This is a genomic window from Rhizobium sp. CB3090 (genome assembly GCF_029714285.1).
Taxonomy (GTDB): Bacteria; Pseudomonadota; Alphaproteobacteria; order Rhizobiales; family Rhizobiaceae; genus Rhizobium.
In genome coordinates, this window is record NZ_CP121662.1 from 3,537,501 (window position 1) to 3,558,088 (window position 20,588).

The following is a 20,588-nucleotide window of genomic DNA, read 5'->3' on the forward strand; positions in this document are numbered from 1 at the left end:
AGTAGGGCGGGACACGAGAAATCCTGTCTGAACATGGGGAGACCACTCTCCAAGCCTAAGTACTCGTGCATGACCGATAGCGAACCAGTACCGTGAGGGAAAGGTGAAAAGCACCCCGACAAGGGGAGTGAAATAGAACCTGAAACTGGATGCCTACAAACAGTCGGAGCCCGAAAGGGTGACGGCGTACCTTTTGTATAATGGGTCAACGACTTAGTGTAACAAGCAAGCTTAAGCCGGTAGGTGTAGGCGAAGCGAAAGCGAGTCTGAATAGGGCGATATAGTTTGTTGCATTAGACCCGAAACCGAGTGATCTAGCCATGAGCAGGTTGAAGGTTGGGTAACACCAACTGGAGGACCGAACCCGCATCTGTTGCAATAGATTGGGATGACTTGTGGCTAGGGGTGAAAGGCCAATCAAACTCGGAAATAGCTGGTTCTCCGCGAAATCTATTTAGGTAGAGCGTCTGGCGAATACTCCCGGGGGTAGAGCACTGGATGGGCTATGGGGACTCACCGTCTTACTGATCCTAACCAAACTCCGAATACCGGGAAGTACTACCAGGCAGACACACGGCGGGTGCTAACGTCCGTCGTGAAAAGGGCAACAACCCTAACCTCCAGCTAAGGTCCCCAAGTCATGGCTAAGTGGGAAAGGATGTGAGGATCCCAAAACAACCAGGATGTTGGCTTAGAAGCAGCCATCATTTAAAGAAAGCGTAACAGCTCACTGGTCTAGTCAAGGGTCTTTGCGCCGAAAATGTAACGGGGCTAAAGCCATGCACCGAAGCTGAGGATTCCTCTTTGAGGAGTGGTAGCGGAGCGTTCCGTAAGCCTGTGAAGGGACAGCCGTGAGGCATCCTGGAGGTATCGGAAGTGCGAATGTTGACATGAGTAACGATAAAGAGGGTGAGAGACCCTCTCGCCGAAAGACCAAGGGTTCCTGCTTAAAGTTAATCTGAGCAGGGTTAGCCGGCCCCTAAGACGAGGCGGACACGCGTAGTCGATGGGAACCACGTTAATATTCGTGGGCCTGGTGGTAGTGACGGATTGCTCAACTTGTAAGGTCTTATTGGATTGATCTTGCAGGGACGCGGTTCCAGGAAATAGCTCCACCGTATAGACCGTACCCGAAACCGACACAGGTGGTCAGGTAGAGTATACCAAGGCGCTTGAGAGAACTATGTTGAAGGAACTCGGCAAATTGCACGCGTAACTTCGGAAGAAGCGTGACCCTTTTTTACGCAAGTAGGAGAGGGTGGCACAGACCAGGGGGTAGCGACTGTTTACCAAAAACACAGGGCTCTGCGAAGTCGCAAGACGACGTATAGGGTCTGACGCCTGCCCGGTGCTGGAAGGTTAAGAGGAGGGGTGCAAGCTCTGAATCGAAGCCCCAGTAAACGGCGGCCGTAACTATAACGGTCCTAAGGTAGCGAAATTCCTTGTCGGGTAAGTTCCGACCTGCACGAATGGCGTAACGACTTCCCCGCTGTCTCCAACATAGACTCAGTGAAATTGAATTCCCCGTGAAGATGCGGGGTTCCTGCGGTCAGACGGAAAGACCCCGTGCACCTTTACTATAGCTTTACACTGGCATTCGTGTCGGCATGTGTAGGATAGGTGGTAGGCTTTGAAGCAGGGACGCCAGTTCTTGTGGAGCCATCCTTGAAATACCACCCTTATCGTCATGGATGTCTAACCGCGGTCCGTCATCCGGATCCGGGACAGTGTATGGTGGGTAGTTTGACTGGGGCGGTCGCCTCCGAAAGAGTAACGGAGGCGCGCGATGGTGGGCTCAGACCGGTCGGAAATCGGTCGTCGAGTGCAATGGCATAAGCCCGCCTGACTGCGAGACTGACAAGTCGAGCAGAGACGAAAGTCGGTCATAGTGATCCGGTGGTCCCGCGTGGAAGGGCCATCGCTCAACGGATAAAAGGTACGCCGGGGATAACAGGCTGATGACCCCCAAGAGTCCATATCGACGGGGTTGTTTGGCACCTCGATGTCGGCTCATCGCATCCTGGGGCTGGAGCAGGTCCCAAGGGTTTGGCTGTTCGCCAATTAAAGCGGTACGTGAGCTGGGTTCAGAACGTCGTGAGACAGTTCGGTCCCTATCTGCCGTGGGTGTAGGAATATTGACAGGATCTGTCCCTAGTACGAGAGGACCGGGATGGACATATCTCTGGTGGACCTGTTGTCCTGCCAAGGGCATAGCAGGGTAGCTATATATGGAATGGATAACCGCTGAAGGCATCTAAGCGGGAAACCAACCTGAAAACGAGTGTTCCCTATCAGAGCCGTGGTAGACGACCACGTCGATAGGCCGGGTGTGGAAGTGCGGCAACGCATGAAGCTTACCGGTACTAATAGCTCGATTGGCTTGATCGTTCCCATTGCTCATGCTCATCAAAGGATGAGCGTCCAAAGACGTGTTCAAATAGACAAAATGAAGTGATCAGCGTAAACCGCAAAGCGGTTTGTCGCGACTTCGCCAGCTTCTCAAGGGCATAAACCGCTGGCGCGGTTTAGCCCGAAGTTGCGCTTCGCTGACCTGGTGGTTATGGCGGGGTGGCTGCACCCGTTCCCTTTCCGAACACGGCCGTGAAACGCCCCTGCGCCCATGGTACTTCGTCTCAAGACGCGGGAGAGTAGGTCGCTGCCAGGTCTGCCAATCGCAACTTCAAAGCAAACCCAATAAGGTTTGTCCGATTACAATCTTCTCTGATCAACAAACGGCCTAGCCGTGCTACAATAGGCCGCTCAACAGCGGCCTTTGTCGCTTCCGAAAAGCAAGCAATTATACCCTCGGCCCCGAAATATCGGGCCACGGGAACACGGGACAAACCGCAAAGCGGTTTACGCTGGTAACGCGGGGTGGAGCAGCCCGGTAGCTCGTCAGGCTCATAACCTGAAGGCCGCAGGTTCAAATCCTGCCCCCGCAACCAAATGCAAAAAAGCCCGCCATCGCGCGGGCTTTTTGCATTGGGTAACGCGTCGAGGAGTTAACCCCTGCTCAGGGGGACCGCAACGAGCCAAAGCCGACGCACCACGACTGAAAACAAATCCTGCCCCAAAACCAACCATCCCTCCAAGGCAACATCGCTCGACCCAACACTTCAGCGCCGCTCGCGAAAGCCCCAAAAGGCCTCTTGCGCTTCTGGGCTCTGTTTCCGGGTAACGCCACCACTGCCCCTCAACATCGAGATCCCTCAACTATCCACGTCCATCGGCCAAGGATGCTGGTTTGTCGTGCAACACCGTTGGCAGCGCCGGCTGGCGTCCACCTCGTTGGCGTGAAAATATTGTGCCTTCCCTCAGTTGAAACACTTTTCGGGTGGGCCGTGGCCGGTATTTCGACTGATATGCAGATATCAGAGGAGCAGCGGATTCGCAGCGATCGGATGAAATAGAGGGATAGGATCGCTTCGCTGATCCGATTCCAGTAAAAGGATATCAACATGGCCAGGACGGCGCGAAGTGCGCAGAAGGATTATGTCTACAAGATCGTGAACTCACCTGTCGGCAAGTTGAAGCTCGTCGCCAGTCGCGAGGGCTTGGCTGCGATTCTCTGGGACAACGACCGGCCGAACCGTGTTCGGCTGAATATCGTCGCCGAGGATGCGAGCCATCCTGTTCTCATAGAGACGGAACGGCAGTTGCAGGAATATTTTGCCGGCGAACGACAAGTTTTTGATCTGCCGCTCGATTTCACCGGCACCGAATTTCAAAAGAAGGTTTGGCAGGCGCTGCTCACAATCCCTCTTGGAGAGACCCGCTCCTATGCTGAAATTGCCGCGCAGATCGGGGCTCCCAAGGCCATCCGAGCGGTCGGCGCCGCCAATGGCAGGATAGCGCCGTGCCATCGGGTCGTCGGACCGGCCGGTGACCTGAGGGGATTTGCTGGCGGCCTGGAGCGGAAGACCTATCTTCTGGAGTTCGAAGGCTCGGAAACAAAAAGGTTCAATTTCGCGGCGTGAGGGGTAAATACGTCCACCCGACAAGAGATTGATCTGATAGCAAAAAAACAGCCCGCTTGTCGGACCAAGCGGGCTGTTTTTGTTTTCTGCCTCATACCAACGCTCAATGATTAGAACTCATTGGCCCATTTTCTGTGGCCGATTGACATGACGCGCCAAGGCTGGCGTTGGAGCTTGTGCCAAGCATCGCAGCAGTGATCGACGATGTCCTCGTAAGATTTGAAGACGCGGTTGGAGAGCCAGTTTTCGCGCATGAACTGCCAGAGGTTTTCAACCGGGTTGAGTTCGGGCGACTTTGGCGGCAGCGGCAAGATGGTGACGTTTTCGGGCACGGTGAGATTGTTGGACATGTGCCAGCCCGCCTGATCCATGATGAGGATAGCGTGGGCGTCTTCGGCGACATGGCGGGAGATTTCCATCAGATGCTGGTTCATGGCATAGGTGTCGCACCACGGCATGACGAGTGCGGCGGCCTTGCCGAGCTTCGGGCAAATCGCACCGAAGATATAGGCCGATCTCGTGCGCTGGTCGTGCGGCGCTGAGGGCCGTGTTCCGCGCTTGGCCCAGCGACGGGTGATCTTGTTCTTCTGGCCGATGCGGGCTTCGTCCTGGAACCAGATTTCTATTCGTTTTCCTTTAGCGGCTCCGGCAGCGATTTCCGCCACTGCGGCGGGGAAGTTTTTTTAAATTCCTCGATCGCTTGCGGGTCTTGTGCATGGTGCTTGGGACGTGCGGTGAGTTTGCGATAGCCCATGGCATTCAACTCGCGCCCCAGCGTCTGGCGGCTCACCAAGACACGATGCTCCTGCCAAAGCCATTGCACCAGATCAACGAGCCTCCAGCGCACGACGCCATCGAGATAGGGAACAGGACCTTTCTCGACCGCCTCGGCAAGCGCCTTGCGCTGCTTGTCATCGAGCAAGGGCTCCCGCCCCGTCGCCTTGCCTGTCTTCAGACCATCAGGACCGTGCAGATTGAAACGCTCAACCCAATCGCGGATGATCTGCAAACCCACCCCGCCAATCGACGCCGCCTGGCTCCGCGAACCGCCCTCGTAAATGACCGACAAGGCAAGCAACCGGCGGGACCAATCTGCATCCCGGCTCTGCCTCGCCAGCCGACGCAATTCATCAGCCGTATAGTCCTCGCGGATCTTCAGTGCTGTTCCCATGGCGAAATCTCCTTCCGCCATGTTGAATCATGATTTGACCAAAAACGGAATCCGTTGAGTCAACATCATTGAGCCTCGGTATCAGTCGTGTGAGCGGTCAGCCCCGTTCCCCGAGCCGGCCACGGTCTTGCATCAGCCTTCAAGCCATTTCACCTGCTCCGGCGTCAGCTTGATGTCGAGCGCAGACAGGCTGTCTTCCAGCTCGGCGATCGTGCGCGGGCCGATCAGCGGGATGACGGGGAAGGGCTGGGCGACGACATAGGCGAGCGCGATATGGATCGGGTTGCGGCCGAGCTTCTGTGCCAGTTCGATCGCCCGGTCGCGGCGGCCGAAGTTGCGGTCGGAATACCAGACGCGGACCAACTCCTCGTCGCTGCGCTTGTCGCGGCCGGCGCGGTCGGTGAAGAAGCCGCGGCCCTGGCTCGACCACGCGAAGTTCGGAATCTGCTTGGCATTCAGCCAAGTCTTCCATTCCTCGTCGGAGGCGGCGATGCATCCGGCCCAGATCGGATCAAGCATCTCCGCCAGCGAGAAATTGTTGGAAAGAGCTGCCGGCGCCGCCTTGCCGTTCTTCTCGGCATAGGCAATCGCCTCGTCGAAACGGGCACGAGTCCAGTTGGAGCCGCCGAAAATGCCGCGAATGCGGCCGGCCCTGACTTCGGCGTCCATGGCATCGACGAATTCGCCGACCGGAATGGCCGTGTTGTCGCGATGCATGAAATAGATATCGACATAGTCGGTCTTCAGCCGGTTCAGCGATTGATCGAGCTGCTTGGTGATCATGTCCGGATAGCAGAGCGGCGAATGCGCGCCCTTGCCGATTAGCACGATCTCCTCGCGCGGAACCTTGCGGCTGGTGTGCCAGTCGCCGAATATGCTCTCCGTCTTGCCGCCGCCATAGACATAGGCCGTATCGAAGGCATTGCCGCCGGCTTCATAGAAGGCGTCGAGCGTCAGCGATGCGGCGGCGAAATTCGGGAAGAATTCGAAGCCGAGCGTGACGAGCGAGGCCGGCTTGGCAATGCCGGGAATGCTGCGCTTCGGAATGCTGTTGCCCATGGTGACCGGCGCACCGACGATATTCGTCGTCCGTCGCGTCGCCTTCTCGACCTCATATTCGAGACCGATGGTGGCGCGCCACTGATCGAGAGCGCGCAGGTTTCCGATCGAATCGGCCCAGTTGATGCCCGGATAAGCGAATTCCGTCTGACCGGCGCGAATGGCGTCGCCCGCGGCGTCGACTTCGAAGGAATAGAGCCAACGGTCTTCCTTGACCTCGATGACCTGCGTTTCCGCGCCTTTGATGAGCTCGATCCTGCCGATGCCACCCTTATGGCCGGAGGCGAACCAGAAATCCTTGACTTCCAGGCGGCCATCGGAACCGATGATACGCAGCGTATTGTCCTGATTTGCCATGATCGAGCAGGAGACTTCGGCGATGATATTGTTCGGGAATTTCAATACCGCCGAAGCCCATTCGTCGACGCCGGTCTGGCCGAGATGGGCAACGCCCGAGACTTTTTCCGGGTCGAGGAATGGCTTGCCTTCGACGGCACCGGCAATGAGCCGTGCCATCGAGACCGGATAGCCGCCGACATCCAGAATGCCGCCGCCGGCCGTGTCGTTGGCGAACAGCCGGTGTTCCGGCTTGACCGTGCCCATATTGAAGCCGAAGGACGAGCGGATGATGCGGATCTCGCCGATTACGCCGCTTTTCACCAGCTCGATCAGCTTGGCCGTCTGTGGATGCACGCGGTACATGAAAGCTTCGCCAGCGAAGACGCCAGCCTTCTTGGCTTCGTAATAGATCGCTTCGGCATCATAGGCGGACAGCGCGATCGGCTTTTCGACGAGGACATGCTTGCCGGCGCGGATCGCCTTGATGGCCCATTCGGCATGGCCGGTATGGGGCGTGGCGATATAGATCGCGTCGATTTCCTTGTCAGCCAGCAGAGCCTCATAGCCGTTAACGATGCGCGCACCGGGGAAATTATCGCCGAGACCCGGCTTATCGGGATTGCGGCTGGCGATGGCCACCAGTTTGCCGCTGCGGGAGTGAGCGACACCTTCGGCAAAAGTCTGTGCGATCCTGCCGGGGCCGATGATGCCCCAGCGGATGGATGTCTCGGTCGTCATGAATTGGTCCTTTCCTAGATCTGCATGCTGTCTTGGGAGTGGCGTGACTTGGGAGCGGTGGAACTGGGGAGCGGTGGTAAGAGGGCGCCTATCGCAATCGGTTGCCGGCGCCGTCGAACAGGAATGTCTTGGCTGCGGAGAGCGCGACGGTCAGCGTGTCGCGATTGCTGGTGTTGCGGGATTCCTCCCGCTCGATGATGATCTGCTCGCCGCCGGCGATATTGGCATAGATGTAGCTGGTATTGCCGAGATGCTCGGCGACATCGACATCGACGGTGACATCGATATCGCCACGGCCAGCCTCGAGAAAATGTTCCGGCCGCACACCGAGCGTCACCATCTGGCCGGTTTCGACTTGAGCCGTGGTGATCGGCAGCGACAGACGGACATCGCGCTTATTTTTCAGGGCCACCGTTACACTGCCATCCTGCTTGCTAATGATCTCGGCCGGTAGAAAATTCATTTTCGGTGATCCGACGAAGCCGGCGACGAACTGGTTGGCGGGATCGTCGTAAAGATCAAGCGGTGCACCCACTTGTTCGATATTGCCGCTGCGCAACACGACGATCTTGTCGGCCAGAGTCATCGCCTCGGTTTGGTCGTGCGTCACATAGATCATTGTCGTGCCGAGCTTCTTGTGGAGCCGCGAGATTTCGACGCGCATCTGCACGCGCAGTTCCGCGTCGAGGTTGGAAAGCGGCTCGTCGAACAGGAATATCTGCGGTTCGCGCACAATGGCGCGGCCGATAGCGACACGCTGGCGCTGGCCGCCGGAAAGCTGCTTCGGCCGGCGCTGCATCAGCTCGGTGATCTGCAGGATCTCGGCCGCCTGCTTTACGCGGCGATCGGTATCGGCCTTCGGGTTGCCGTTCATGCGCAGGCCGAAATTGAGGTTCTGCTCGACCGTCAGATGCGGATAGAGGGCATAGGACTGGAAGACCATGGCGATGCCGCGATCGGCCGGCTCCATGTCGTTGACGACGCGGCCGCCGATCTTCAGTTCGCCGCCGGAAATATCTTCGAGACCGGCGATCATGCGCAGCAGCGTGGACTTGCCACAACCGGACGGCCCGACGAAGACGACGAATTCGCCGTCCTTCACGTCGAGATTGGCGCCGTGAATGATTTCAAGAGTACCGTAGCGTTTGACGACATTGGTAAGGGACAGTTCAGCCATACGGGTCTCCGGAATTATTTGATTGCGCCGGCGGCGATGCCGGCGATGAAGTGGCGCTGCAGGAGAACGAAGACGATAAGGATCGGCGCCGTCAGCATGACGGCACCGGCCATGATGCCGCCCCAGGATACCCTGGTAAGGCCGATCAGCGTTCCGAGCGCCACGGGCGCCGTCATCATGCCCGGCCGGGAATTGATGAGCAGCGGCCAGAGGTAGTTGTTCCAGGAGTGCAGGAACAGGATGATGGCGAGAGCCGCCATGGTTGGCCTTGCAAGCGGCAGGGCGATGCGCAGGAAGATCTGCCATTCCTTGACGCCCTCGACGCGGGCGGCGTCAAAGAGCTCGCCCGGCATCATCGAGAAGGCCTGGCGCATGAACAGCACCCCGAGCGAGTTGAAGAGCGGCGGAACGATCAGCGCGACCCATGAATTGGCCAATCCGAAATCGCGCGCCACCATGATGAATTGCGGGATGACGACGACGGAGTAGGGCAGCGTGATCGTGCCGAGGATGATGCCGATGACGACCGAACGGCCGGCAAACTGGTAGCGCACCAGAGCCCATCCGGCCATCGAGGTCAGCAGCACCGACAGGAAGGTATAGACGACGGCAACGACGATGGAGATCGTCATGGCGCCGATGAAGTTGGTGTCGGCCTGCAGGTTCCGGACGTTGTCCAGGAAAGCTGTCGACGGTGTCAGGACAATGCCGGGGCTGAAAATGCCATAATCGGGCATGGTCGAGAAGACGAACATCATCCAGAGCGGAAACAGCCAGATGATGGCGAGCGGCGCCAACAGGCCGTGCAAGGCGAGCGAGCGGATCAGAGTGGATTTGGACTTCGATTTCATTTCGGTTCGCGCCCCACCCAGAGATTGAGGAGAGAGATGACTACGGCGAGCGCCGCCATCGTGTAGGCGATTGCGGAGGCATAGCCGAAGTTGGTCGACTGGAAGGCCTGGCGATAAAGCAACAGGCCGAGCGTCTCCGTCCCGCCGCCGGGGCCACCCCTATTGGTGATCAGATAGGGTTCGGTGAAAAGCTGCATGGTGCCGATGACGGACAGGACCACACAGAACAGAATGATCGGCTTCAACAGCGGCAGGGTGATGTGGATGAATTGCTGGAAGCGGTTGACGCGGTCAAGCGTCGCGGCCTCGTAAACATCCTCGGGGATCGATTGCAGCCCGGAAAGGATAATGATGGCGTTATAACCCGCCCAGCGCCAGGTGACGGCGATGATGATGAGCACCATTGCGGCATGCGATTCGGCGAACCACGACACCGGTGCGAAGCCGACCATGCCGAGCAGCTTGTTGACGATGCCGAAATCGACGTTGAACATCAGGCGGAAGATAGCGGCATAGGCCACCTCACCAACGACGACGGGTGCGAAGAAAGCAAAGCGAAAAATGCCACGGGCTCTCAGCAGCGGTGAATTCAGCAGCACCGCCATGACCGTGGCGAGCGTGATCATGACGGGTACCTGGACGATCAGGATGATCAGCGTGTTTTGAAGCGCGTTGTAGAAGGCCGGGTCGCCGACCAGGCGCCCCCAATTGAGCGACAAGTTAAAGACCCACGGATTGACCCGGGTGTTCTGGAACGAGATCAGGAACGAATAGATGATCGGCCAGACCCAGAAAGCGGCGAACACCAGAAGATAGGGTGCAAGGAACGCATAAGCGCTCCGGTTTCGCAACCGCATGAAAGCCTTCTCCTTTATACGCAGTGAATTGACGCGTGACACCGCATCCCCGCCACCCCTAGAGCGTGCCGCCGAAAAGTGCAGGCGGGTTTCGGACGACGTCACGCTCTATTCGCGGATTTAGATTTTAGGTCGAACAGACCTAAAATCATCCTGCTCTAGGGTGGCGGGGATGCCGGGCGTGGCTTGGGATGCGCGCCCGGCAGTGTCACTCATTTCGCGAGCGGCAGACCTGTCGCCGAGGCGATCTGCTGGGCCGCATCGTCAAGCGCAGCCTTGCCGTTCGGATAGCCGCCGGCAAGATATTTTGTCTGGACGGCCTTTATGATCTCATCGGCGTCGCTGAAATACTGGGTGCCGGGGCTCGGGCGGATTTTCGGCAGGGTGGCGAGGATATCGGCCCAGACCTTCTGCCCGCCCCAATAGGGCTGCGGCTGGTTGACGAAGGGATCTTGAACCGCCGTCAGCAGCGACGGCACGAGCCCGTAGGACTTCAGCATGGTAACCTGGCCCTCATTGGTGCCAAGCGTATATTCGAGGAATTTCCAGGCTGCTTCCTTGTGCTTGGAGCCGCTGGCGATCGCGAGCGAAGAACCGCCGAGATTGGCCGCATGCGGGCCGTCGGCTGTCATGCTCGGCATCGGATAGACGCCCCATTTGCCGGCAAGATCCGGCGAGGTGGAGCGGATAGTGCCTTCATACCAGCCGCCGTAGAGCTGCGATGCCACTTTGCCGGCCGTGTTCGCCTGAATTTTCTCGTTCCAGTTCGCCGCGCTCATCAGGCCCGCGTCTTTGATCTCCTTCACCTTGTCCAGCGCCTTCACGCAGGCCGGTTGGTTGACGGTGATGCTCTGGCTGTCATACGAGAAATAACCGCAGCCCTGTTCGTTGGCGAGCATGCGGAACCATTCGGTGTCGCCGTTGAGATCGGCCTGTGTCATGATCACGCCCGGATTGGCGGCGGAGATCTTCTTGCCGGCGGCAATGAAATCGTCCCAGGTCTTGATCGTTGCCGGATCGACGCCCGCCTTTTCATAGAAATCGCGGCGGTAGAACATGGTGACCGGGCCGGAATCCCAGGGCATTGCATAGGCGGCATCGCCGACTTCGAGTTCGGCACGCTTGAAGTCAGGGAACTGCTTCTTGAGCTGATCCGTGTAGCCGAGCTTCGTCAGATCGGTCAGGCAGTCCGGAAAGCGGTTCCAGAAGATCGATGCCTTGTGATTTTCGATCGACATGACGTCGGGCAGACCGTCGCCGCCGGCGGCGCAAGCGGCCAGCATCTTGTCGAAGACCTGCGGATTGCCGATGTCCTGAACATCAACCTTGATGTCAGGATATTTCTTGTTGAACCCCTCGACCGTGGATTTCAGCGCCGACGCGGCGATGTTCCAGCTCCAGACTGTGATGGTGGTTTGTTCGGCGTAAGCAGAACCGGAAGCGAGCAGGGCAGCAAGTGCAGCCGCTCCCGCGAGTTTTAAACGCATTGAAAATCCTCCCTTTTCAATTGCCGTCCTCTATCGAACACGCTTAAACTAGCTTCCAGTGCACTTCTGTCTCCTAAAAAAGGAACATTGACTTGGCGGAAAGTAAGGTGGGTCATCGAGCGGTTTATCAGCCGGGTGCGAGCAGCATCGAAGGGCTGCCGACGACCCTGCAGATGTTTCATACCCATCCGCCCCTGATGGTGAAGCCGCATTGGCATGCGCAGGTCGAGGTGAATTACCTTATACGCGGCACGGTTCACTACCGCATGAACGACCATGAAATTCAGCTCCGTGCCGGCGATATCTGCGTGTTCTGGGGTGGGCAGCCGCATCAGATGGATGATTCGTCGGAAGATTCGATCTATGCCGGCGCGCATCTGCCGCTGGTGCATTTCTTCCGCATGCGCCTGCCGCTCGATATTTCCGGCCGCCTGATGCGAGGCGAGACCCTGGTCACCTCCGCGACGGATGCCGCCGACAACGAGAATTTCGCCCGCTGGTATCGCTATGCCCGCTCCGGCGATCCGGCCAAGGCAGAACATGCGGTTGCCGAACTCCTGCTGCGCCTGGAGCGCATCGCCTTCGAGCCCTATCGTATGCTGCCGGAAAAGCGGGAGCACCAGCCGAGCGAACAGGTCCATTCGCAGTCGTCGCGCAGCCTGGCGCGGATGTGCGATTTCATTGCCGGCAATTTCCTGCACGATATCGATACGGTCGATATCGCCAAGGCGGCGGATCTGCATCCGAAATATGCGATGAACCTTTTCAAGAAATCCACCGGCATGACGCTCAGCAAATATGTCAACCTGCTGCGCCTGTCGCGCGCCCAGGCCATGCTGATGCGCGAGGGCGCCAATGTGCTGCAGGTAGCGATGGACAGCGGCTTCGGCTCGATCAGCGCCTTCAACAAATCCTTCCGGCATATTGCCGGCATGTCGCCTTCGGATTTCCGCCGGGACATGCGCATGGTTACGGCAATGAGCGTCGAAGGCGCCCAGCCTGCGCTACGCCGGTCTGCCCAACAATTGTGACCACTGGCCTCTTGCTGCCGCTGCCGATGAGGCGCACGCCGCCGCAGGGTATGTTCTTTGGAGGAGGGTCTTCATGCGGCAATTTTCGGCATGTATCGAATGGCTATTCGCCCGCGAAGGCGACGATTTTGTCGACCGTATTCGGCTGGCGCATCAGGCCGGATTGAGCGCAGTCGAGTTCTGGCGCTGGACGAACAAGGATCTGGATGCGATCGCATCCGTGGTCGAGGAGACGGGGATCGCTATCTCGGGCATAGTCGCCGAGCCGATGATAGCGCTGACGAATCCGGCGAATAAAGATGCCTGGCTGGAGGGGTTGCAGGCGTCCGCCGGTGTAGCGGAGCGCCTGGGTGCCACGGTTTTGATCGCGCAAGCGGGTGACGATTTGCTGGAGTTTTCACGCGCCGAACAGCGCGAAGCTTTGATCTCCGCCTTGAGCGCCGGCGCCGATATCTTGAGCGGTTCGGCCATACGTCTCGGCCTGGAACCGCTGAATACCAGGATCGATCATATCGGCTACTATTTGTCCTCGACGGCGGAAGGCTTGGATATCGTCGATCAGGTAGATCGACCGGAAATCGGTATCGTCTACGATATCTACCATTCGGCCGTTATGGGCGAACGGACGGAAGATGTAGTCGCCGAACGCGCCGACCGCATAGTCCATGTCCACGTCGCCGATCACCCAGGCCGAAACGATCCCGGCACCGGCAGTATCGATCTGCGTAATCGCCTGAATTGGCTGTTTGCCCATGGTTATAGCGGCAGGGTCGGGCTCGAATACAGGCCGAAAACGGAGGATGCAGAGGCGGTTCGTGCGGTGGTGAGGGCGCTGTCGGCCTGACGGTCAGACGGGTTCGAGCATGCCGAAGACGGCGACCAGCGCGATGACGGCGATACCGAGGACGATCTCGGCAATACTGCCGCGGCGGATGGCGCTCAAAGCCCGAGCCCGATCATGCCGCATCCGGGGCACGAGGATGTAACGGTTGATGATCGCCAACAGGCTCATTCCGGCGACAAGCACGATCTTGACGGCAAGCAGCGCCTGATAGGGGGATGACCAGTTGGTCGGCAGGCGCTGAAGGACCAGCATCGTATTGACGAAGCCGGAGGCGATGACCAGCGCCACGGCACCATGCCCGACGGCGGAGAAGCGCCGAAGCGCCAACAGCGCCTCTGCCCGCTCTTCAGGTGTGTTCAGAAGCCGGAGGATCGGGACGAGAGGCACCAGGGCACCCAGCCAACCGCCGCCGGCCAGGACGTGAAGGATGTCATTGGAGCGATGGGCGAGCCTCAACCAACCTTCATGCATTGAGGCGTGACCGGTCAGCATGAGGGCGGCAAGGCCGAGACCGGAACCGAGCGCAACGCCGGGGCGTCGCCAGCGCGCTGATGGCAGAAAGGCAAGAACGAGGATGAGGGCGGCGGCGGCTTGGGCAAGCCACGCCTGACCGACCGTGGTTTCGAACAGAATGTCGTGGATCGTGCCGGCATCGAAAGCATCGCTCCAGCCATTGCCGATGGTGGCGCTTGCAAGCGGCAGCGAGGCAAGCATGGTCAGCCCGGCAACCAGCACCGCAAGGAAAGGGGCGATGCCGAACATCCGCCACACCTTCTCCGCCAACACTGTCGGCACCAGAAAGCAGAGAAAGGCCGAGGCGCCCCACAGAAGCATCAGGGATGCATCGTGAAAGAAGCGGCACGCCTCGATCGCTGTGTTCGGATCGATCAAGGTTTTACTGTGAAGGTGTAGCTGCCATTGGTTTTATGGCCGTCAGCGGAAAGGGCATGCCATTCGACGGTATAGGTGCCGGCGCCAAGCGTTCCGGAGACGGGAACCATCAGCACGGTGTCGTTCTGCATCAGCATGGCATCGCCGAGCTTGACGACTGCCTTGTCGGGGCCGGTCACTTTGATGCCGGAGAATTTCAGGTTCAGGCCTTCGCTGAAGGTGAGGTCCAGTTCGCTGGGTGAAGTTTTGATGGTGCTTTTGTCCGCAGGGGTTGCCGACTTCAGATGTGCGTGCGCAAAAGCCTGACCCGCAAGGCCGAGGGCGAGAATGGCGGCGATGCCGAGTCTGGTAATGGTCTTGGTCATGAAAAGTCCTCCTGTCAGGTTACCGAGCGCGATAGAATTGTGGACATGCTATGTCAATTTTCACAATACGAAATGGCTGTGTTCGGGACGCTTTGCCGCAAGGTAATGCTTTATTGGTGACTTCCGTCGACATAGACATCGGGCTGAAGCGCTTATTCCCGTATTCGGCAAAGAATTGTCGCTTTTCGATTATTTTTGCTTAGGAGGGTAGCGCGCTCGGGATGGTGACATTTCGATGAGGGAGTTTCATGGCGGCAAGTATCATACGCGAGAAAGTGGCTCGCGGCTTCAGCCCGCGCCGGCGTCGCGAGCGCCTCGATATCCTGGATACGCCGACCTATGTCATCGGCGATGTGCATGGCCGCTACGATCTCCTGAGTGCACTCGAACGCAAGATTTTCGCCGATGCTGCCGCACTGCCCGGCCGCAAGCTGATCATCATGCTTGGCGATTTCATCGATCGTGGTCCGGCCTCTGCACAGGTCGTTACTCGGCTGATGGCGCCGCTGCCGAATGGTTTCGACCGGATCTGCCTCACCGGCAATCATGAAATGGCCATGCTTGCTTACGCCGATGGTGAAATATCCCTGGATGACTGGGTCGCGCTCGGCGGCGAGGCGACGCTGAATTCCTATGGTGTGGATATCCAGACCCTACGGCAGCAATATCCCCGGCAGAAAAAACTCGATACCTTCATCCGGACCTGGCTACCCGACGATCATCTCAACTTTCTCCGCCGGCTGCCGATCCTGCTGGATACGCCGCAGGTGCTGTTCGTCCATGCCGGTATCGATCCCGAACGGCCGATCGCGGCGCAGGAGGACGACGACCTCGTTTTCATCCGCTCGCGCTTTTACGACAGCGCGCAGCCGCTGCCGAAGCTGATCATTCACGGCCATACGCCGGTGAAACAAGCCGAAGCGCATGGGCTTCGGCTCAATCTCGACACCGGCGCCTACCGTTCCGGAAAGCTGACGGCGGCGCGACTGTGGCAAGGCCATATCCACATCACCTCGACTTGAGGCCGGACGAGGTCTGTATCCGCCGCCGACATTTTAAGCTTGCGCAGTATCGTTATCTCCTTGTCTGTTCTATAGAACAGGACGAAAACGAATTCAGACGATAGAGCAGGGAGAGCTTCATGGCCGCGACCATCCGTTATCACGAAGGCGATATTTCCGCTGCCGATGCCGCCCGCTATACCGGCGCCATAGCAATCGATACCGAAACCCTCGGCCTTATCCCGCGCCGCGACCGACTCTGTGTCGTGCAGCTTTCGCCGGGTGACGGCACCGCTGATGTGATCCGCATCGCCGCCGGCCAGAAGGAGGCGCCGAACCTTGTCGCCATGCTGGCCGATCCTGCGCGCGAGAAGATCTTTCACTACGGCCGCTTCGATATCGCCGTGCTGTTCCACACGTTTGGCGTCACCACCATGCCGGTTTTCTGCACCAAGGTTGCCTCACGCCTCTGCCGTACCTATACGGACCGCCATGGCCTCAAGGACAATCTCAAGGAGATGCTCGAGGTCGACATTTCCAAGGCGCAGCAGTCTTCCGACTGGGCGGCCGAAACGCTTTCGCCGGCGCAGCTCGAATATGCCGCCTCCGATGTGCTTTACCTGCATGCGCTGCGCGACAAGCTGAAGGAGCGCCTTGTGCGCGACGGCCGTATCGAGCATGCCAATGCCTGCTTCACGTTCCTGCCGACGCGAGCGAAGCTGGACCTGCTCGGCTGGGAAGAGACCGATATTTTCGCACATAGCTGATCGGCCGAGTCAAAAACAGATTGAAATGAAAAAGCCGGTGCCGCGGATGTGGCGTCGGCTCGTTGGAGCAATTCCAGGAAAAGTGCGAAGCGGTTTTCCGTCCGGAATGCGTAAAAACAAAGGGATAGAGCGGAAAAGCGATTCCGTGGAACGCTGAACCGCTCTGGTTAGCAATCTGTTAAGAGACATCCTGCTATTCTACCCCTGATTTCATGCATTCGACCGACGTCTTCCCGCGTCGACCAGCCAGTCCACCGGCTTTCGAATCGCTGATGGCCGCATGAGCGGACCCCGACTGAACCTGCCTTCTGCTTCCGTCTTTTCAGACAAAGGAGCATCCCATGTTGTCTCCCGTGAGTGCCGTGTCCGCTTTGGGTATAGCCCTTGAAAAGCCGGCGGTTGCCACCGCCGAAACGTCTGGTGCGCAGGCGGCTGCGACGCCGCTTGCCGTGCTGCCGAATACCATGAACGCCAGTGTCGAAGGCAAGCTGAACATGCTGCTGGTGGCGGCGCGCGAGCGGATGTTCGACAGCCTGCTCTCCGTCATCGATGACGCCAGCGCGGCGCTGAATGTTGCGCGCGAGCCGGATGAGAGCAATTCCGCTTTGGCACAGCGGCTGGCCGATACGATCCGCAACCTGCCGCCGCAACAGCTTGCCGCAGCCCAGCAACTCATGGACATGCAGGCGGAAACGCCGCTGCCGCTGCCTCTCATTGCCGAGGTCCTGGCCAATCCGGATGGGCCGGAAGCCGTGCAAATCGCCATCAGCCTGGATGCGACACTGACACAGGAGCCCGATGCGGTCATCAAGGCTGTCGTCAATTCCTACGGCCAGAATGCCGGTGAAACAGAGGCGATCGAACCGCAGGCCCAAGTCCCGGCACAGGCGATCCAAAAGGCCCCGGACGCTGCTCCCGCGGCTGCTCCGGCAGCTCTGCCGGCTTCGCCGGAGAGCGCTGCAGCGCCAGCACCCGTGGCTGTCCTCGCCGCAATTGCCGCGCAGGTGCCTGAGGAAGTGCCGGTGGCGATTGCACCGGCGCAGGCAGTTCTCGTTGCTGCGGCGATTTTGGAGCCGGGGGTCTTGCCTGACGAATCCGCCTCGACTTCACAGGCCGTCCCAAATCAGCAATCCGCCCCGATTCCGCCGGCTGCAAACGCGCTTCTCATCGATGCCGGCGACGGCGAGACCGTCCATCCGCAAAACGCCATCCCCGTAGCGGGCAACATATCGTCAGCTACGCCGGCCGAGGAGAAGCTTCCCACGGAAATCGCTCTGATCAGATCCCCCGTTACGCCGCCGCCTGTACCGCGGGATATCCAGCAGATCAGGGCCGATATCAAGGAAGGGCTGCAAGTTGTCACAGGTCGCGCCATCGACGCCACCGGACCCGGGCTACTGCAGATTATCCAAGAGGACGCATCCTCGGCAGAACGTATCATCGCGCAGGCGCTTACCGCCAATACCGACGATCGGAAGAACGTGCTGTCGCTGCCGCAGACGGTCGCCAATGAGGGCACCCGAAATCTTGCCGCCACCATGGCAAGCCAGAACGCGGTCTCTCCCGATGAGATACCGAACGCGCCGGCTGCACTTCAGAGCAAATCATCGGGTGGTGCGCTGGCGGCGCTCGCCATGGATATGCCCGATGCCGCGGCGCAGATGGGAACGCAGGTCCCGCTGCCGCCGGGCATTCCTTTTGCCATCGCACAATATTTGCCGGCGGATGTCCCCATCGACGACGAGGACCTAGAAAGGGTCGATCGCGTCGACCCCGCCGATGAGGAGGAGCACGAGCAAGGGCAGGGCGGAGAAACGGCGCAGGACGAAAGTGAGGGGCATTCCCAGCCTGAGGAAGTGCATCAGCCGGCCGCAGAGGCATCCGACGAGGCCGACGCCGAAGCAGCGTCCTCAGAAGCCGGCGCCGTTGCGCCAGAACCGCTCGCGCTGCCCGCACCCGCACCGCTGGACTCCCTGCACGATCACGCCTTCGATTTCTATCAGCGCATGGTGGAATGGGAATAGCCGGGCCGCGTCAGAGCGCCGTGCGTTCATCTGAGCGCATAAAGAGGGCTCTGATCTTTGAACCTTGAGGCAGCGCCAAACAAAAGCCCGCCGGAGCGATCCGGCGGGTCTCTTTATCTCTAAGGCTTCAACCGAAGATTATTCGGCGTTGCGGTTCTTCAGAGCCGCACCCAGGATGTCGCCGAGCGAAGCGCCGGAGTCGGACGAACCGAACTGAGCGACTGCTTCCTTCTCTTCTGCGATTTCCAGAGCCTTGATGGACAGCATGATCTTGCGGTCCTTCTTGGAGAAGTTGGTGACGCGGGCGTCGACGGTCTGACCGACCGAGAAACGCTCCGGACGCTGCTCGTCGCGATCACGCGACAGGTCGGCGCGGCGGATGAAGGAGGTGATGTCGTCGTGGTTGACGAGCTTCACTTCGATGCCGCCATCGTTGATGGCGATGACTTCAGCCGAAACGACGGCATTCTTGCGCAGTTCGCCGGAAGCAGCGGCTTCGCCGACTGCATCCTTGCCGAGCTGCTTGATGCCGAGCGAGATGCGTTCCTTGTCGACATCGACGTCGAGAACGACGGCCTTGACGACATCACCCTTGTTGTACTCTTCGATGACCTGCTCGCCCGGACGGTTCCAGTCGAGGTCGGAGAGGTGCACCATGCCGTCCACATCGCCGTCGAGGCCGATGAACAGGCCGAATTCGGTCTTGTTCTTGACTTCGCCTTCGACTTCGGTGCCAGCCGGATGGTTGCGGGCGAATGCTGCCCACGGATTTTCCAGCGTCTGCTTCAGGCCGAGCGAGATACGACGCTTGGTCGGATCGACTTCGAGAACGACAACTTCGACTTCCTGGCTCGTGGACAGGATCTTGCCGGGGTGAACGTTCTTCTTGGTCCAGGACATTTCCGAGATGTGGATGAGGCCTTCGATGCCCGGCTCCAGCTCGACGAACGCACCGTAGTCGGTGATGTTCGTAACCGTACCGGAGATCTTCTTGCCTTCCGGATACTTGGCCTGGATGCCATCCCACGGATCGCTCTCGAGCTGCTTCATGCCGAGCGAGATGCGGTGGGTTTCCTGGTTGATGCGGATGATCTGTACCTTGACCTGCTGGCCGATGGACAGGATTTCCGACGGATGGTTCACACGGCGCCATGCCATGTCGGTGACGTGCAGCAGGCCGTCGATGCCGCCGAGGTCAACGAACGCACCGTAATCGGTGATGTTCTTGACGACGCCGTCAACAACCTGGCCTTCTTCGAGGTTCTGAACGATTTCAGAACGCTGCTCGGCACGGGACTCTTCCAGAACCGTACGACGCGAAACGACGATGTTGCCGCGGCGCTTGTCCATCTTGAGGATTTCGAAGGGCTGCGGGTTGTGCATCAGCGGCGTGACGTCGCGGATCGGACGGATGTCGACCTGAGAGCGCGGCAGGAAGGCGATAGCGCCATCCAGATCGACGGTGAAACCGCCCTTGACCTGGTTGAAGATGACGCCTTCGACGCGTTCGCCAGCTTCGAACTTGGCTTCGAGCTTGATCCAGCTTTCTTCGCGGCGAGCCTTTTCGCGCGACAGAACAGCTTCGCCAAGCGCGTTTTCGATGCGCTCGACATAGACTTCGACTTCATCGCCAACCTTGAGCGTGCCGTCCTTGGCACGTGCACCGAATTCCTTCAGCGCGATGCGGCCTTCGACCTTGAGGCCGACGTCCACAACGGCGACATCCTTTTCGATGCCGGTGATGATGCCCTTGGTGACATAGCCTTCAGCCAGATCGTTCTTGGCAAAGGATTCTTCGAGAAGGGCTGCGAAATCTTCGCGAGAGGGGGAAGTTACAGACATAAAATCTCCTGGCGTGTCTCAATCAGGATTGAGGACACTGATGCGCCGGTGGTTCGTGTTGAACAAGCCCGCATCCGTCCGCCTCCCCTTGGGAAAGCTATCCGGCGCTTGGACGGAATGTCAGGCTTTTAAATCAGCGGCTTCGTGCGCAAAGCACGCGAAGGCCG

15 protein-coding genes, 1 tRNA gene and 2 rRNA genes (1 of these 18 only partly in view) are annotated in these 20,588 nt (G+C 59.0%); 9 read left to right on the top strand and 9 right to left on the bottom strand.

All coding sequences use genetic code 11. From position 1 onward, the window contains the following. From QA646_RS16960 to QA646_RS16975, 4 genes are all read left to right on the top strand, one after another. Window positions 1-2,388 (top strand): 23S ribosomal RNA (locus QA646_RS16960) (it extends 575 nt beyond the left edge of the window). 162 nt (window positions 2,389-2,550) lie between these two features. Then, window positions 2,551-2,665: ribosomal RNA gene (rrf, locus tag QA646_RS16965) — 5S ribosomal RNA — on the top strand. A 203-nt stretch (window positions 2,666-2,868) separates the two neighbouring features. Next, window positions 2,869-2,945: transfer RNA gene (locus tag QA646_RS16970), tRNA-Met, on the top strand. A 513-nt stretch (window positions 2,946-3,458) separates the two neighbouring features. Continuing rightward, window positions 3,459-3,977: a methylated-DNA--[protein]-cysteine S-methyltransferase gene (locus QA646_RS16975; RefSeq protein ID WP_283056558.1), complete on the top strand. Its 519-nt coding sequence runs from the start codon at window positions 3,459-3,461 to the stop codon at window positions 3,975-3,977. Between the two features lie 110 nt (window positions 3,978-4,087). Here QA646_RS16975 and QA646_RS16980 read toward each other — a convergent pair. The 6 genes from QA646_RS16980 to QA646_RS17005 all read right to left on the bottom strand — a co-directional run bounded on the left by QA646_RS16980 (window position 4,088) and on the right by QA646_RS17005 (window position 11,656). Next, window positions 4,088-5,169 (bottom strand): IS630 family transposase gene (locus QA646_RS16980; RefSeq protein ID WP_283056559.1). Its coding sequence is split into 2 segments (ribosomal slippage): window positions 4,088-4,630 and window positions 4,633-5,169, totalling 1,080 coding nucleotides; the frame shifts between segments, so codons are not numbered across the junction. A 111-nt stretch (window positions 5,170-5,280) separates the two neighbouring features. Continuing rightward, window positions 5,281-7,284: an aldo/keto reductase gene (locus QA646_RS16985; RefSeq protein WP_283056560.1), complete on the bottom strand. Its 2,004-nt coding sequence runs from the start codon at window positions 7,282-7,284 to the stop codon at window positions 5,281-5,283. Window positions 7,285-7,372: 88 nt separating this feature from the next. Then, window positions 7,373-8,461 carry a sn-glycerol-3-phosphate ABC transporter ATP-binding protein UgpC gene (gene ugpC / locus QA646_RS16990; protein WP_283056561.1) on the bottom strand — a complete coding sequence of 363 codons (1,089 nt, stop codon included), beginning with the start codon at window positions 8,459-8,461 and terminating at the stop codon, window positions 7,373-7,375. 14 nt (window positions 8,462-8,475) lie between these two features. Then, entirely contained in the window at window positions 8,476-9,312 is an 837-nt protein-coding gene (locus tag QA646_RS16995; RefSeq protein WP_283056562.1) for a carbohydrate ABC transporter permease, read from the bottom strand. Further along, window positions 9,309-10,169 carry a sugar ABC transporter permease gene (locus QA646_RS17000; RefSeq protein WP_283056563.1) on the bottom strand — a complete coding sequence of 287 codons (861 nt, stop codon included), beginning with the start codon at window positions 10,167-10,169 and terminating at the stop codon, window positions 9,309-9,311. The genes QA646_RS16995 and QA646_RS17000 overlap by 4 nt, the downstream gene beginning before the upstream one ends. Window positions 10,170-10,381: 212 nt before the next feature. Further along, window positions 10,382-11,656 (bottom strand): sugar ABC transporter substrate-binding protein, encoded by a 1,275-nt coding sequence (locus QA646_RS17005; protein WP_283056564.1) that lies wholly within the window; start codon window positions 11,654-11,656, stop codon window positions 10,382-10,384. A gap of 86 nt (window positions 11,657-11,742) precedes the next feature. Between QA646_RS17005 and QA646_RS17010 the strand changes: the two genes are divergently transcribed. Further along, window positions 11,743-12,687 (top strand): helix-turn-helix domain-containing protein, encoded by a 945-nt coding sequence (locus tag QA646_RS17010; protein WP_283058900.1) that lies wholly within the window; start codon window positions 11,743-11,745, stop codon window positions 12,685-12,687. 73 nt (window positions 12,688-12,760) lie between these two features. Continuing rightward, a complete protein-coding gene (locus QA646_RS17015) occupies window positions 12,761-13,531 on the top strand; it encodes a TIM barrel protein (RefSeq protein WP_283056565.1) in 771 nt (256 codons plus the stop codon). Between the two features lie 3 nt (window positions 13,532-13,534). On the opposite strand, the gene copD is transcribed toward QA646_RS17015, so the two are convergent. Continuing rightward, window positions 13,535-14,365: a copper homeostasis membrane protein CopD gene (gene copD, locus QA646_RS17020; protein WP_283056566.1), complete on the bottom strand. Its 831-nt coding sequence runs from the start codon at window positions 14,363-14,365 to the stop codon at window positions 13,535-13,537. A 53-nt stretch (window positions 14,366-14,418) separates the two neighbouring features. Beyond that, the gene (gene copC, locus QA646_RS17025) at window positions 14,419-14,787 is read right to left on the bottom strand and encodes a copper homeostasis periplasmic binding protein CopC (RefSeq protein WP_283056567.1); all 369 of its coding nucleotides are present in this window, start codon (window positions 14,785-14,787) and stop codon (window positions 14,419-14,421) included. A gap of 248 nt (window positions 14,788-15,035) precedes the next feature. On the opposite strand from copC, the gene QA646_RS17030 reads away from it, so the two are divergent. The 3 genes from QA646_RS17030 (at window position 15,036) to QA646_RS17040 (ending at window position 18,579) form a co-directional block, all read left to right on the top strand. After that, window positions 15,036-15,809, top strand: coding sequence for a metallophosphoesterase (locus QA646_RS17030; RefSeq protein WP_283056568.1), 774 nt, complete (start codon window positions 15,036-15,038; stop codon window positions 15,807-15,809). Between the two features lie 119 nt (window positions 15,810-15,928). Continuing rightward, entirely contained in the window at window positions 15,929-16,555 is a 627-nt protein-coding gene (locus QA646_RS17035; protein ID WP_283056569.1) for a ribonuclease D, read from the top strand. Window positions 16,556-16,896: 341 nt separating this feature from the next. Continuing rightward, window positions 16,897-18,579 carry a hypothetical protein gene (locus QA646_RS17040; protein ID WP_283056570.1) on the top strand — a complete coding sequence of 561 codons (1,683 nt, stop codon included), beginning with the start codon at window positions 16,897-16,899 and terminating at the stop codon, window positions 18,577-18,579. Between the two features lie 138 nt (window positions 18,580-18,717). On the opposite strand, the gene rpsA is transcribed toward QA646_RS17040, so the two are convergent. Continuing rightward, window positions 18,718-20,421, bottom strand: a complete 1,704-nt coding sequence (gene rpsA, locus QA646_RS17045) for a 30S ribosomal protein S1 (protein WP_028754676.1) — start codon at window positions 20,419-20,421, stop codon at window positions 18,718-18,720. Window positions 20,422-20,588: the final 167 nt, after the last annotated feature.